Origin of the sequence: Leptospira vanthielii serovar Holland str. Waz Holland = ATCC 700522, from assembly GCF_000332455.1 — a bacterium.
GTDB lineage: Bacteria > Spirochaetota > Leptospiria > Leptospirales > Leptospiraceae > Leptospira_A > Leptospira_A vanthielii.
In genome coordinates this window covers 54,845-68,845 of sequence record NZ_AOGY02000042.1, presented here as the reverse complement: position 1 = coordinate 68,845, position 14,001 = coordinate 54,845, and the positions used below count along the sequence as shown (strand labels likewise).

At 41.0% G+C, this 14,001-nt stretch carries 11 protein-coding genes; 10 read left to right on the top strand and 1 reads right to left on the bottom strand.

Translation table 11 applies throughout. The features are described from left to right. The first annotated feature begins 17 nt into the window (after positions 1-17). Entirely contained in the window at positions 18-1,292 is a 1,275-nt protein-coding gene (locus LEP1GSC199_RS09365; protein ID WP_002981468.1) for a hybrid sensor histidine kinase/response regulator, read from the top strand. On the opposite strand, the gene thiL is transcribed toward LEP1GSC199_RS09365, so the two are convergent. Then, positions 1,271-2,179 carry a thiamine-phosphate kinase gene (thiL, locus tag LEP1GSC199_RS09360; protein ID WP_002981494.1) on the bottom strand — a complete coding sequence of 303 codons (909 nt, stop codon included), beginning with the start codon at positions 2,177-2,179 and terminating at the stop codon, positions 1,271-1,273. The genes LEP1GSC199_RS09365 and thiL overlap by 22 nt on opposite strands. 77 nt (positions 2,180-2,256) lie before the next feature. Here thiL and rplM point away from each other — a divergent pair, with 77 nt between their 5' ends. From rplM to LEP1GSC199_RS09315, 9 genes are all read left to right on the top strand, one after another. Continuing rightward, positions 2,257-2,709, top strand: coding sequence for a 50S ribosomal protein L13 (gene rplM / locus LEP1GSC199_RS09355; protein ID WP_002973943.1), 453 nt, complete (start codon positions 2,257-2,259; stop codon positions 2,707-2,709). 1 nt (position 2,710) lies between these two features. Further along, a complete protein-coding gene (gene rpsI, locus LEP1GSC199_RS09350) occupies positions 2,711-3,106 on the top strand; it encodes a 30S ribosomal protein S9 (RefSeq protein WP_002981674.1) in 396 nt (131 codons plus the stop codon). Between the two features lie 75 nt (positions 3,107-3,181). Then, positions 3,182-4,387, top strand: a complete 1,206-nt coding sequence (locus LEP1GSC199_RS09345) for an MFS transporter (RefSeq protein ID WP_002981187.1) — start codon at positions 3,182-3,184, stop codon at positions 4,385-4,387. Between the two features lie 49 nt (positions 4,388-4,436). Continuing rightward, on the top strand, positions 4,437-7,196 hold the full coding sequence (alaS, locus tag LEP1GSC199_RS09340) for an alanine--tRNA ligase (RefSeq protein WP_002981475.1): 2,760 nt from the start codon (positions 4,437-4,439) through the stop codon (positions 7,194-7,196). 23 nt (positions 7,197-7,219) lie between these two features. Continuing rightward, complete coding sequence (locus tag LEP1GSC199_RS09335) at positions 7,220-7,717, top strand: YajQ family cyclic di-GMP-binding protein (protein ID WP_002981194.1); 498 nt, start codon at positions 7,220-7,222, stop codon at positions 7,715-7,717. A gap of 77 nt (positions 7,718-7,794) precedes the next feature. Next, positions 7,795-10,794 (top strand): DNA translocase FtsK, encoded by a 3,000-nt coding sequence (locus LEP1GSC199_RS09330; protein WP_002981551.1) that lies wholly within the window; start codon positions 7,795-7,797, stop codon positions 10,792-10,794. 40 nt (positions 10,795-10,834) lie between these two features. Continuing rightward, a complete protein-coding gene (locus LEP1GSC199_RS09325; RefSeq protein ID WP_002981564.1) occupies positions 10,835-11,536 on the top strand; it encodes a LolA family protein in 702 nt (233 codons plus the stop codon). Positions 11,537-11,553: 17 nt separating this feature from the next. Beyond that, on the top strand, positions 11,554-12,654 hold the full coding sequence (locus LEP1GSC199_RS09320) for a helix-turn-helix domain-containing protein (protein WP_002981421.1): 1,101 nt from the start codon (positions 11,554-11,556) through the stop codon (positions 12,652-12,654). Further along, positions 12,654-14,000 carry a MiaB/RimO family radical SAM methylthiotransferase gene (locus LEP1GSC199_RS09315; protein ID WP_002981576.1) on the top strand — a complete coding sequence of 449 codons (1,347 nt, stop codon included), beginning with the start codon at positions 12,654-12,656 and terminating at the stop codon, positions 13,998-14,000. Before LEP1GSC199_RS09320 ends, LEP1GSC199_RS09315 begins: the two co-directional genes overlap by 1 nt. Position 14,001: the final 1 nt, after the last annotated feature.

Genomic DNA, 14,001 nt, shown 5'->3' with positions numbered 1-14,001 from the left:
TTTCGTCGGATGTACCGATGGAAAAACTGCAAACACTAACAAAAGTATTACTTCTCGAAGATGATCCAACCATTTCCCTTCTTTATAGTGGATTACTTCAAAAACAGGGAATGGAAGTCACGAGTTTTGCAGAAATAAAAACCGCTTTGGATTACATCGAAGCCAATCATTTTTTATCAGAAAGTGTGATATTAACAGATTTACAATTACCAGATGGTAATGGTTTGGAATTTGTTCGGGAGATTCGAAAGATAAACAAGTCCATTCCGATCATTGTCATAACATCGACAGAAGATCCAAAATCGATCATCGAAGTGATGAAAGAACATGTTCAAGAGTATATCATTAAGCCAGTCATTCCGGCTGAACTTATCTCTAGAATCAAATACCAACTTTCCAATAAAGATAAGGAATATCAATATTCGGAATATGAAAGAGAAAAGATTATATCTCTTGAGAAACTTTTAGATTGGTATAGTTATAAGAATCATAGCCTAAAAAAAGGTGATCTAAATACACAAGACATGCATAAAAACTTGTTTTATGGACTTCGGACCAGTTTGGCTCAAGGTGCCGGATTTGGAATTCTCACACAGATTATCGATATCATTAAAGTGATGCCAAAAGCTCCGAATGGAAACTTTATTTTGGATAAAGATATTTTAGATTTACTGGAGGAAAATGCTAACTATTCCAAAAAAGTATTAAATAGATTTACTGAAATTGAAGATGTAATCTTTGATCGCATACCTGCACAATCGGCTACCCCGAACCAAGTTCTAAAAGAACTCTTAGATGTTAAATCTGAAATGAGTCATCTATTTTCGCTCAAAGAACAATCTTTCTCTATGGGAGAAATCGATCCAAAGTATTTGGATGAAAATACTATCGTTTGGAACCAAAATTATTTCCATAATGTGTTTTATGAATTGTTACTCAATGCAATGAGGTTTTCTGCCTTTTCAAGTAAGATTTATACTATGTTTCAATCAAGTAAAGAGGGGTTTCGGTTATCTATTGTAAATTCATTCAGCGACGATTTTCAAATGAAAGATGGAATTCCCAATGAATACTTAGAATTAATATTCGAACCTTTTTTTCGATTGAATAAGAATATTTATGAAAAACATGGCTCGCTTGATTACGGAATCGGACTTAGTTTTGTTCGACAAACATTACAAAAATTCGGTGGATCGATTTCCGCATTCAACATTATCGATCATAGGAACAACACGAAAGAGTCAAAGATTGAGTTTAGGATTTTTTTACCTTATTCCTCTTCAGTGAAATGAAGAAACCCACGAGACTTTGGTACATAGATTTTTCCACCTTTCCTAAATTGCACTCCCGGTTTTCCTTTTTCCAATTTTCCCACCATGGTTACGGGAATTCCGGCAAGATCTGTCGGCAAAATTTCGGGAGATAAAAACAAAAGTTCCAACTCTTCTCCTGAACCTAAACATAAATCAAATCCGAGTTCTGACAGGGCCAAAGGATCCAAAGGAATCGATTCCACTTGGATTTTTAGTTTTCCTTTCGAGGTTGTCGCCAACCTTTCTGCGTCTTGGATGAGACCGTCCGTAATGTCCATACAGGCATGGATCTGGAATTTTTTGAGAGAATTTAGTATCGCATAACGAGATTTAGGAGAAAGGTGATGGGCGATTGTTTCTTGGTATCGTTTGTCCTTGGATTTTTTTTTCAAAACCTGAAGGCCGAGTTGGCTTTTACCGAGTGACCCTGTGATATAGAGATAGTCTCCCGGTTTTCCCCCAGAACGAAGCCAGGGTTTTTCCACCGTCCCCACAACCGTAAGTGTGAGCTGGGTTTTGGAGGCAGAAAATGTGTCGCCCCCCACCAGTTTCATTCCATATTGATCTAAAGATTTACGAAGTTCTTTGGAAAAGGCGCGGATCCATTCCTTTTTACGGGAGAGGGGAGATAGTCCCAGATTTAGAAAACATTCTTTCGGTCTCCCTCCAGAGGCTGTGATGTCGGAGACATTGACTTCGACAAGTTTTCTTGCTAAAATAGGGGCAGAGGACCACTCATGGAGGAAATGAGTGCCTTCGGAAAGGGAATCTGTTGTCACGAGCCGGTTCGGGGCCAAAAAATAACAATCATCCTCAGGGGGAGGAGTGGTTCCAAACAAAGTTCGTATAATTTCGGATTCTTTCAAGGCTTACATCCAATAAATTTGTTTGACCCGGTGTGAAAACCGAAAATCCTGACATAAAAGAGGAAAATCTCGTACTTATGGAACTATTGTCTAAAGCCCACAAGACCCCTTCTATCGCAAAAGAAGCCGTACAAAAACAGTGGTTTGTTGTGGACGCAACTGATAAGACTCTCGGAAGATTGGCAAGTCAAGTAGCTTCCCGACTTCGCGGAAAACACAAATCTACCTTCACTCCTAACCAGGATTGCGGAGATAATATCATTATCGTTAATGCATCTAAAGTGGCAGTCACTGGCCGCAAAAGAGAACAAAAAATTTACTATCATCACTCACGTTACCCAGGTGGTATGACTGCAATTGCATTCCATAAACTCATTCAAGAAAATCCTGAACGAGTGATCATGGAAGCTGTTAAAGGAATGTTACCTAAATCTAAGTTAGGTGATCAAATGTTGAGAAATTGCCGCGTGTTCGCAGGTAATGACCACAACTTGGGAGCTCAAAAGCCCCTTAAACTGGAGTTGAAATAATATGGCGCAAAAAGCAATTTGGGCAGTAGGCCGTCGTAAAACATCTGTTGCACGTGCAAAAATCGCATCTGGAACAGGTAAAATCACTGTAAACCATAAAGATGTAAATGATTACATCAAAAACGGAGATCACCTAGTTCGCCGTGCTCTCGAGCCTCTTTTCATTTTAGAAGCTCGTGACAAATATGACATTGCACTTAATGTATCTGGTGGTGGAGTGGTAGGCCAAGTGGGAGCAATCCGACATGCTGTCGCTCGTGCACTTGTTGCTTTTAATGAGGCTTTTAAACCTGCTTTGAAAAAAGAAGGTTTTCTCACTCGAGATAGTCGTATGGTGGAACGTAAAAAATACGGTTTACACAAAGCTCGTCGAGGAACTCAGTTCTCAAAACGTTAATCGGAAATCCTCTTTTTTTTCCGAACCAAAGCCTCCTGGAAATGGGAGGCTTTTTTTTTAGGTAGGTACCCTTCTTTGAACCAACTTGTATTTTATTTTGCCTTCGCAATTGGTACCTTTGCCAGTAGTTGTTTTTTATATTCTATTGTAATTTTTTGCCAAACCTTAGATGCTGTGAAGGGATTCTCAGGGATCGTTTTCTTTTTTCTATTTTTGCCCTTTCCTATTTTTTTCTTATACACAGGTTACTTACTCGATCATTATTCCAAAAAATGGGTGGTGGTGAGTTTTCAGTTTTTTCTTTTTATCTCCGCTTTTCTGTTAGGTGTTTGCACCGAGTTTTTTCATAACCATCCATTATTTTTATTGCCATTGGCTTTTGTGAATGGGATTGGAATGACTACTGTCCTTCCGGGACGAATGGCGATTTTACGAGAGGTGATGGAATCACATCGGTTGGTCTTTCATACCATTGCCGGGAACTTACTTCTCATCTTTGCTTTTGGAATGAGCCCTCTGGGTGTCGGTTGGTTTCGGGAAGGAAATGACTATCCTCGTTTATTTTTGGTTTTGGCATCTTTCCATTTACTTTCAATGATCGCCTTTACTTTGTTACGTTATGATGGTAAAAGTCATTACGCAAATATTGGTTCGAAAGGTTCAAAGTTGGATAAGATTCCCTCTCTCTCCGCCAATCTTAAAACGGTATTGGAATTTCTAAAAGTAGATTCGGTTTCCAGGCAAGTGATGTACATGGCAGTTCTTAGTATGCTTGCACTTGGTCCCATCCAAGTCATCCTTCCTAAATATGTCCGCAATGAGTTGGGGCTTGGAGAGCTAGCTCGGGGAACCGTTCTTGTATTTTTAGGGCCTGGGTTATTTTTCGGAGGAGTTCTTACCATCCTTTTCCACCACCTGGAAAGAAAGGGCCTTGTTTTACTGATTGTGTTTACCCTCTCCTCTATTTTCTTTTTGGGTTTTGTTCCTTTTGGAAAAGCCTCTGCTACCTCTTTCTTTTTGTTTTGTTTTGGAGTTTCGGGAGGAGTGGTTTCTAGTCTTCTTCCTGCCATTTTACAAAAACGGGCCGAAGATGGAATCCGAGGACGAATCCTTTCGCTTTATACAGTTTGTTTCCAATTCACACCGGCAGTGTCTGGATTTTTTTCCGCCCTGCTTGCCGACACCATTGGTATGCAGTTAACCTTTGGAATTTTAGGTGGGGTATTTCTCTGTTTTGCCTTGTTTTCTTTTCTCCAATACAAGGAATTACGGGAGAGTTAACTTCTAATTTCCTTGCCCTAGGAGGTGAAACCGATTTCGCTGTAAGTGTATGATGTCGAAAACTGTCCGCGAAATTGCTGAGTTGTATACCAATTACTTTAAAGAAAAAGGCCACACCATCGTGCCTTCTTCTAGCCTCATCCCTAAGGGTGATCCCACTCTTTTATTTACAACCGCCGGAATGGTTCAATTCAAACCTCTATTTACGGGAGCAGTCGAGCTACCTTACACAAGAGCGGCTTCGGTGCAAAAATGTGTTCGCACCACAGATTTGGAAGTAGTCGGTAAAACGGAAAGGCATTGTACCTTCTTTGAGATGCTCGGTAACTTCTCCTTTGGAGATTATTTCAAAAAAGAGGCCATTGAATACGCATTAGATTTTTCACTCAACCACTTACATATCCCCAAAGATAAAATTTGGGTGACCATTTACCTAGATGATGATGAAGCTAAAAAGATTTGGATGGATGCGGGCATTCCAGAAGAACGGATTGTTCGGCTCGGAAAAAAAGATAATTTTTGGGGACCTGCGGGAGATAGCGGGGCTTGTGGTCCATGTTCGGAATTGTATTTGGACCGTGGTCCCGAAAAAGGTGGTCCGAATTGTGGAAACAATCCAAATTGTAAACCAGGATGTGATTGTGATCGTTATTTAGAATATTGGAATTTAGTATTTAACCAATTTAACCAAACGGTTTCCGGGGAACTCCTTCCTTTAAAACAAACCGGAATTGATACAGGTTCTGGACTGGAACGAGTGGCCATGTTATTACAAGAAGTGGATTCGGTCTATGATACAGATGAATTAAAATCCATCATTCGAAAAATTGAATCACTTTCCGGCAAAACTTACGACGAATCCACAAAACAATCTTTTCGAGTGATTACGGATCATTCTCGTTCCGTATTCTTTTCGCTTGGTGACGGAATCTATCCTGACCGCACGGGACGTGGGTATGTGATAAGACGTCTCATTCGTCGGGCATCACTCTTCGCAAGAAAACTCGGAATCCACGAACCGTTTTTATACAAACTCATTCCTACTCTAAAGGATTTGTATTCGGTTCGGTATCCAGAACTGAAAGACAAAGCGAAAGACATTGAATCCATCTTAAAAAAAGAAGAGGACCTTTTCCTTCATACCTTAGAAGTAGGACTCGAAGAATTAGAATCCCTTTTGGATCATTTAAAATCAAACAACCAAACTGTTGTTACCGGGAAAGAAGGTTTTCGGTTGTATTCCACTTACGGGTTTCCTCGTGAGATGACCAAGGAACTTGTAGAGGATCGGGGATTTGGTTTTGATGACAAAGGATTTGAAGAAGAACTAGAAAAAGACCGTGACCTTTCCCGTGCTAGTTGGAAAGGAAAAAAAGTCCAATACCTAACTGGTCTTTCGGCAAGTCCCGAACTCAAAACAGAATTTTTGGGATACACTGCCGCAAAAACCTCGGCAAAAGTAATCTATCTCTTTGTAGACGGTAAGTCTGTGGCTTCGGCAAAACAAGGAGAGGAAGCGGTTGTGGTCTTGGATCAAACCCCGTTTTATGCAGAGGGTGGTGGTCAGATTGGAGACTGGGGTTATCTAAAAAAAGAAGGTTTCCAGTTCCAAGTCCAGGACACCCAAAAAGAAAACGAAACCTTCCTCCATCTCGGTGTGATTCTAAAAGGCAATATTTCTGTTGGTGATTTAATCGAAGCGGAAATTGATACGGGACGTCGGCAAAACTTAGCCAATCACCATTCCGGCACACACTTGTTAAATGGGGCACTCCGTCGCATTCTAGGGAACCATGTGGCTCAAAAAGGTTCGATTGTTTCTTCTGATTATCTACGTTTTGATTTTTCCCATCCTAAGGCTCTTTCGGAAGAAGAAATTGTCTCCATCGAAAAAGATGTGAACGATGCCGTGAATGCACAGATCTCAGTGAAAACAGAAGTTTTAGATATTGATGCCGCAAAACAGTCCGGTGCTTTGTCTATGTTTGATGAGAAGTATGGAAATTTGGTTCGTGTGATTTCTATGGGCGATAAATCCAAAGAATTCTGCGGAGGAACTCATGTTTCTAACACAAAAGAAATTGGATATTTTGCCATCATCAAAGAAGGAAGTCCCGGTGCGGGAAATAGAAGGGTAGAAGCGATTTGTGGCGAAGCGGTCATCGAATATTTTTTGTCCCAGTTTCAAACCTTGGCTGCAAAAGTAGAAACCCATAACTTAAACGCCAAAGAAACGTTTGGTGATCTAAAAGAATTTGGAATTTCTACAGAGGTTCCTGCCCCCGAAGACCTTCAGAGTTTATTTTCCAAAAAAGGGAATGCTGCGGTAGAATTTTTGCGTAAATTACGCGAAAATTTGGAGACGGAACTCGAAGAAAAATCCAGTGCCCTGTTTAAAGCCAAAAAGAAGAAGGAACAACTCAGTTTCCAAATGAATCCGGAACTTGTGGATGGACTTCTGAAAAAGGCAGTTTCTTTGTCCAAGGGAAAAGTGGTGACTGAAGTTTTCACTTCTGTAGACGCCAAGTCCCTAAAGGATTTGGCCGATAGCCTCAAAGCCAAAGAACCAGAAATCCTTTGTCTATTTGGATCGGTAGAGGGTGACACAAGTTCCCTTGTTTTTATGTGCAATAAGGTACTCAATGAAAGAGGAATCCACTGTGGAGATCTTTTGAAAGAAACCTTAGTTTTGTTAGATGGGAAAGGTGGTGGGAGACCAGATATGGCGCAAGGTGGTGGTAAAAAACCAGAAAACCTAAAGTCCGCTTTGGAATTTGCATTGGGACTTGCCAAAAAGAGTTTAGGATAATAGGAAAGAGTTAGGAGGAATGTATGGCACAAGATCCATCATTTGACATTGTATCAAAAATCGAAAGACCGGAATTACAAAATGCCGTGGCCCAAGCCATGACCGAAATCCAAACCAGATTTGATTTTAAGGGTTCCAATTCCGAGATCAAACTCACCGAAGATACCTTGGTTTTGACCTCGGAAAATGAGATCAAACTGAAACAAGTGATCGATGTCCTAACGACCAAAATGGCCAAAAGGGGAATTAGCCTCAAAGCCTTTGATTTTGAGTCCAAAATTGAGCCAGCTACAGGACAGACGGTCCGCCAAAAGGTAAAGATTCAAAACGGTTTGGACAAAGAACAAACGAGACAAATCACAACCCTCATCAAAGACCAAAAATTGAAAGTCCAGGCCACCATCCAGGGCGAATCGGTTCGGGTTGTGGGCAAAAAAAAGGATGATTTACAAGAGGTAATGGCAGCCATTCGGAACGCAAATTTCAATTTTGACGCCAATTTTACGAACTTTAAGGGGTAAAATTCTACCTTTAAGTTCTGTATTTCGGCTTCCATTTTTTTTCTATCTATGTCTCAAAACCGGCCGATATTTCCCGTATGGACCCTAAAAAATCCGTATGGGAATGGACTTTGCCACGTAAAGACTTCCTTCCCTATCTATTAGTATTTTCCGGTGTGTTTTTACTTCTCTCTCTCTTTTCTTTTCAGGAAGGAGAGGATGGGTCGCTATTCAATTGGTTTGGAAGGCTCGGGCATTACATCGCCTTCACCCTCCTTTATCTTTTTGGAAAATCTTCCTTCTTATTTGCGGGTTTTGTTTTGATGTTAGGTGTTCTTTCACTACGAAATCCGGACTTTGATAGGCTTGGCAAAGCTCTCTTTTTTCCTTTGTTTCTTGTGGCAACAACTGTGAGTTTGAATCTACTCGAAACCCCCCTTGGTCACATAGGGGACAGTGGTGGGATTCTCGGTCAATTTTTCTCTTGGGTTTTTTCTTATCTTTTTGGAGAGACTGGGCGTATCCTCGTCGTATTCTTTTTATACTTATACTTTGCCGTGATCTGGCTTGAGGATGGGGCTTGGTCTTTTACTTTTGATGCGATTCATAAATATTCCAATGGAATTTATCGATTGATGGGAGGCCAAAGAGAACTCCCACATCTCCGACTTCCCAGTTTTTTGGATTCTGTTGTTTCCACTCGTCGTGCGCCGGTGGATGAAATTCGAAGCAAACAATGGTTTTCTGTCCAAACGGAAGAAGAATCCAAAGAAGACATTGCCAATCATTTCTGGAATGTGGTTGCCGATGAAAAATTGGGGCGGAAAACACAAAGAGCCGGAATGGATTTGGATCGTTTCAGAAACGAAGAAAAACAATCAAATGAAAGAGATGATTTTTCTATTTCGAAAGTTTCCAATCCCAAAACACAATCGGTTCGTTACCGCAATGCAGCAAAATTTGAAGGTTTTTTTGATGCGTCTGAAAAGGTATTTCGTTTCCAAAAATCAGAATCAAAGTTGGATTCTCTTGCGGAAGTGGAAAGAAACGAAATCTTAATTTCGAAACTGAGGCTAACGGACAACAGACGACTCAATGAAGAATTGGAAGAAAGGGAAAGTGTGCGTGAATCCAAAATTCTATTTCAATTTCCAGAAGCCAAATGGAAACCGAAAGTAGACAGAGTTGCAGACTTAAATGAACTAGAACTTCCCAAACTAGACCCTATCAAACTTCCGTTTGGTGGACAAAACCCAGTTTTCAAAACTTCCGGTTTGTCTTCACCCGTTGATTTTTATGAAGAGGAAACGGAGGACTATGAATCGGAAGAGGATGATTCAGAAGCCTTGGAATCATCACCGGACCTACTGACTTCTTCAGAAGAGGAGGAGGAAGTTCTCTCGAAAACAGAAGCCATCCAAATTCCCGAATCGGTGCGTCTTTCCCTTGTGGAAGAAACCGGTTGGGATGCGAGTGAAAATGGTGAAAATGATGAATCACCAGAAGAAGTGGATTCTCGTTCCGAAGAGTTTGAAGAAGAAACTCTCGAAACTTTGGCCGTGGAAGAGGCCTCACCCCTCGTTCGTTCCAATCTAAGTTCTGGAAATTTCGGTAAGAAAAAACTAGAACCAAAGGTAGAACAACAAGAACTGATGTTTGGCTCCATGGTTCCGAAACCTAAATTAAAGAAAGGAAAGTATTATATTTCTCCAAGACTTCTTGTTTCTCACCAAGTGCCTGTGGCCAATATCCTAAAAAATGATTCCGAACTAGATCTTATCTCTCGTAAAATTGAAGAGTCGACTGGACATTTTGGAATTGAGTCGAAGGTCGTTACCAAAGAAAGAGGACCAATTATCACGCGTTATGAGATCACCATTCCGAATGGAATCAAACTCAACCGTATCGTATCTCTTTCGGATGAAATTAGGGCCTATCTCGAGGTAAAAAACATTCGGATTGTGGCACCGATTCCAGGTAAGGCTTCCATCGGGATTGAGGTTCCGAACCGAATCAGAGAAGATGTGTTTTTGTCGGAAATTCTAAAAGACACCATCCTCCAACACAAAGCCAAAGACTTATCGATCTGTATTGGAAAAGACATCTCTGGAAAACTTGTGATGATTGATATTGCTAAACTTCCTCACTTACTTGTGGCAGGAACAACTGGTTCTGGAAAGTCAGTGAGTATCAATGCGATGATCACAAGTCTTATCTGCACTCGTTCCCCAGAAGAAGTGCGCTTCATCATGATCGACCCGAAAATGGTGGAGATGACTCTGTATGAAGGCATTCCTCACCTTCTTATGCCAGTGATTACCGATCCAAAAAAAGCAACGAAGGCACTTTCTTGGGCCATCCAAGAAATGGAAAGTCGTTACCAAATGATCTCCCAATTGAAAAGTAGGGACTTCAAAAGCTTTAATGAAAAAGTGGATGAGTATGCCCATGCCAAAGGGTTCCAAAAACTTCCGTACATAGTGATCTTTATTGACGAACTTGCGGATCTTATGATGGTTTCGGGAAAAGATCTCGAGGAACAAATCCAAAGGATTTCTCAAAAAGCAAGAGCGGTCGGGATCCATCTGGTGATGGCAACCCAAAGGCCTTCGGTGGATGTGATCACTGGTGTCATCAAAGCGAACTGCCCGGCAAGGGTGGCCTTCCAAGTGGCACAAAAAACGGATTCTAGAACCATTCTGGATACAAGCGGGGCCGAAACCCTTCTTGGAAAAGGAGACTTTTTGTACAGGTCTCCGACATCGAGTGACCTCCAAAGAATCCAAGCTCCCTTTATCGAAGAGAAAGAAATTGAGTCCATTGTGGAAGAGGCCAAAAAACAAGGGGCTCCTGCGTATGTGGAAATGAATTGGGAGGATGAAACAAACGTCGAAATGGCTTCCGATGAAGATGAAGAACTTTTTGACGAGGCTTGGAATATCGTTGTCACCGAAAAAAAAGCCAGTGCCAGTTACCTCCAACGCCGAATGAGAATCGGTTACAACAAAGCCGCAAGGCTTATGGAACTTATGGAAATGCGGGGATATGTTTCCCCACAAATCGGGGCCAAACCTCGGGAAATCCTGCGTTCAGCGTAAATCATCGACAAGAGAACTTTGTCTGAAAAACTGGGAAACTATGAAAGTATGGATCGGATCTTTTTTACTTGTATTTGGGACGACTCTCGGTGCCCAAACAAGTCCGGCTCACAATTGGCACTCACCTTCGGAAGTTGTCAAAAAGATAAAGAAAAACTTTAGCGATATCAATTCCTATTCGGCTGATTTTCTCATTAAAACAGAAGACAACAAAAAGGAAAAACAGATGCGCGGGAAATGTTTCTACAAACGTCCCGGCAAAATTAGATACAACTTCGCAGAACCGGAAGGGGACGAAATTGTTTCTGATGGAAAAACTCTTCATATCTTTATTAAGAGGTTAGGTGCTGTGGGAAAACAGGATTTAACACTCGATCGTAAAAACACTTCGGGTCCCATTTTTACCACAAACAGTCCCGATGGCCTGAACCGTCTTTTTCGTAAATACCATTATAAATTTGATACCATCGAACAACCTCGTTCTATGGGGGACGCGGCCAAATACTTTGTTTTGGATCTCGACCAAAGAGAAAAGATTGGTGGATTTGAAAAGATGAAACTCTTTGTAGATTCCGAATCTTACTTAATCAAAAAAGCAGTGGCTACCGATGGTCGTGGGAAAGTAACCACCATTTCATTTTCCAATATTAATTTTTCTGAAGAAATCCAAGATGGAGTTTTCAATTTCCACATGAGTGGGAACGCCAAAATTGTAAACAACCCACTTGTATCCGAGAACTAAGCAAAGAGGATATCATTTTGAATACAAAACGAGTCGGTCAAATCATAAGAGAAGCCAGGGAAGATAAAAAACTTTCCGTCAAAGATGTAGCCAAAGAAACAAATATCGCAGCTAAGTACATCATTGCTTTAGAAACAGAAGACTATTCTCAGTTCCCTGCAGAAACCTTTGCCCTTGGTTTTCTAAAAAATTATGCAAGTTACTTAAAACTAGACACAGCAATGCTTCTCAATCTTTACCGTGGGGAACAAATTGAGGAATCACAAGCTCCCCTCGAAGAGCTCACTCGTCCGACCACCACTGCTTTTAGTTTAGATCGCAATAAAATCATAAGTCTTGTTTCCATTTTTCTTTTTGTAATCTCAGCTTACATCATCTACATTAGTTTTGAAGACTCAGGATCTGGATCTATCGATGAGGAAACTACAGAAGTGGGATCTACTGTAGAAACCGTTGCCAGTTCCGACATTCCTTCTGGGATTAACTTTGTATCGCAAAGTGTTCCAGAAAACGCTAGTGTTCCTTTTATCTTAACCGAAGACCGCGGTGTGAGTTTTAGTGTAAACAACCAACAGTGTAAGATGTTCATCAAAGGTGTTTCTAATGGAAAGGCAAACCTTGGATTCAATATCTTCCCTGAGAAAAATGTATATTTTTTCCAAACAGCAGAAGGCGAAGAAACCATCCTTTCATATCGCATTGAGGAACTAACCTCTCTTCGTCGAGACATCCGAGTGGTGACGCAAGCCGTTACTGAAAAATCAGCCAAAGTCCTTGTGACATTAAAAGAAGAAAGAGAAGGGGCAGCCGTAAAATCTCCTGTAGGCGATGTTCCTATCCAAGTGACACTTTTTTTCTCCAAACCAAGTTATGTTGAATTTGTGTTAGATGGTCAGATGGGAGAACGAGGACCGGTATCTGCCGGCGAAGTCAAACACTTAGAAGCTCGGGATAGACTGGAGATCAAAGTGGGTGACGGTGGGGCCGTGGAGATGGTTCAAAACGGGAAAGAACGTTCGGTTCTTGGAAAACCAGGAAAACTTGTCAAAAAAATCTTTATCCGCAAACCAAATCCTTATGATTCTACTCAGTCCATCATTGGAGAGTTAGGCGAATAATGCCCAAGGTTAAGGAAAAAACCGAAGAGACACCGAAGTCGTTTTTTATCACGACTCTCGGTTGTCCTAAAAATACCGTTGATTCGATGGCCATGCATCAGTCGTTACTGAAGGAAGGCCTTCTTCCTGCGGCCGGTCCTGAAGCCAGCGATTTCCACTTAGTCAATACTTGTACTTTTATCCAAGATGCCACCAAAGAAACCATCCAAACCATTTTGGATTCCATCGATATCAAAAAACAGAACAAACAAAAGTTAGTGGTTGTGGGCTGTTTTGCGGAACGTGCCGGAAAGGAAATTTCCGACGACCTTCCGGAAGTGGACCTTCACTTTGGAACCGGTAAATATGATAAAGCTGGGGAGATTTTACGTAAAAACTTTCCTCTAGAATTCAAAGACCTAACTGAATTTAATGCCGATCTTTTGGAAAGGCTTGTCACAAGTAAGGGAATTGAGAACTATTCCAAACCATATTCTTATGTAAAAATTTCTGATGGTTGTAACAGAGGTTGTCACTTCTGTATCATTCCTAATTTACGAGGAAAGTATCGAGATACAGAAAGTTCTGATGTTTTAGAACAAACAAAACGTGCCGTGAGAGCTGGTTCCAAAGAAATTTGTCTTGTTTCGCAAGACACTGTGTTTTATGGAAAAGACACGGACAAACTTTTGGATTTGGTGCGTTCTGTTGCGGATGTAGAAGGATTAGAACTCTTGAGACTTCTCTATCTTTACCCAGACAAAAAAACAGAAAAGTTACTCGATCTTTATAAAGAAATTCCTAAAATTGCCCCGTATTTGGAAAGCCCTTTACAACATGTTTCCAAGTCTGTTTTAAAATCAATGAATCGTACTGGCGAATACGCTTACTTCAAATCGTTATTCCAAAAAGCAAGGGACCTTCGGCCTGAATTGGAAATTCGCACATCCTTCATCCTTGGTTTCCCTGGGGAAACAATGGAAGATGTGGAAGAGATCATTCGTTTTGTCGAAGATGTGAAACCGGAAAAGGTAAATCTTTTTCCTTATTCTCCTCAAGAGGGAACAAAAGGTGCGACCATGGACGGCCAAATCAAAGACAAAGAAATTGCACGCCGTGTAAACTTGGTTCGTGAGGCTTATCTCGAAACTTTGAAATCCATCCACCAAAATCGAATTGGAAAAATTTATCCTGCGGTTGTGGATGAGGTTTTAGAAAAAGGAGCGATCGTTCGTCGTTTCCAAGATGCTCCTGAGATTGATGAAATTGTCTATGTGGAAGATATGGGTTTGAAACTCGGCCAGTTCGGTCAGGTTCGTGTGGACTCTTTCTTTGAATTAGATATGGCAGGGACTTGGGTGGCTTAAG

What these genes read in the sequence shown, in the direction of transcription:
- LEP1GSC199_RS09325 (WP_002981564.1), top strand. Translation starts at nt 10,835, where the DNA reads ATGAAAGTATGGATCGGATCTTTTTTACTTGTATTTGGGACGACTCTC.
- rpsI (WP_002981674.1), top strand. Translation starts at nt 2,711, where the DNA reads ATGGCGCAAAAAGCAATTTGGGCAGTAGGCCGTCGTAAAACATCTGTT.
- alaS (WP_002981475.1), top strand. Translation starts at nt 4,437, where the DNA reads ATGATGTCGAAAACTGTCCGCGAAATTGCTGAGTTGTATACCAATTAC.
- LEP1GSC199_RS09365 (WP_002981468.1), top strand. Translation starts at nt 18, where the DNA reads ATGGAAAAACTGCAAACACTAACAAAAGTATTACTTCTCGAAGATGAT.
- LEP1GSC199_RS09335 (WP_002981194.1), top strand. Translation starts at nt 7,220, where the DNA reads ATGGCACAAGATCCATCATTTGACATTGTATCAAAAATCGAAAGACCG.
- rplM (WP_002973943.1), top strand. Translation starts at nt 2,257, where the DNA reads ATGGAACTATTGTCTAAAGCCCACAAGACCCCTTCTATCGCAAAAGAA.
- LEP1GSC199_RS09330 (WP_002981551.1), top strand. Translation starts at nt 7,795, where the DNA reads ATGGACCCTAAAAAATCCGTATGGGAATGGACTTTGCCACGTAAAGAC.
- LEP1GSC199_RS09315 (WP_002981576.1), top strand. Translation starts at nt 12,654, where the DNA reads ATGCCCAAGGTTAAGGAAAAAACCGAAGAGACACCGAAGTCGTTTTTT.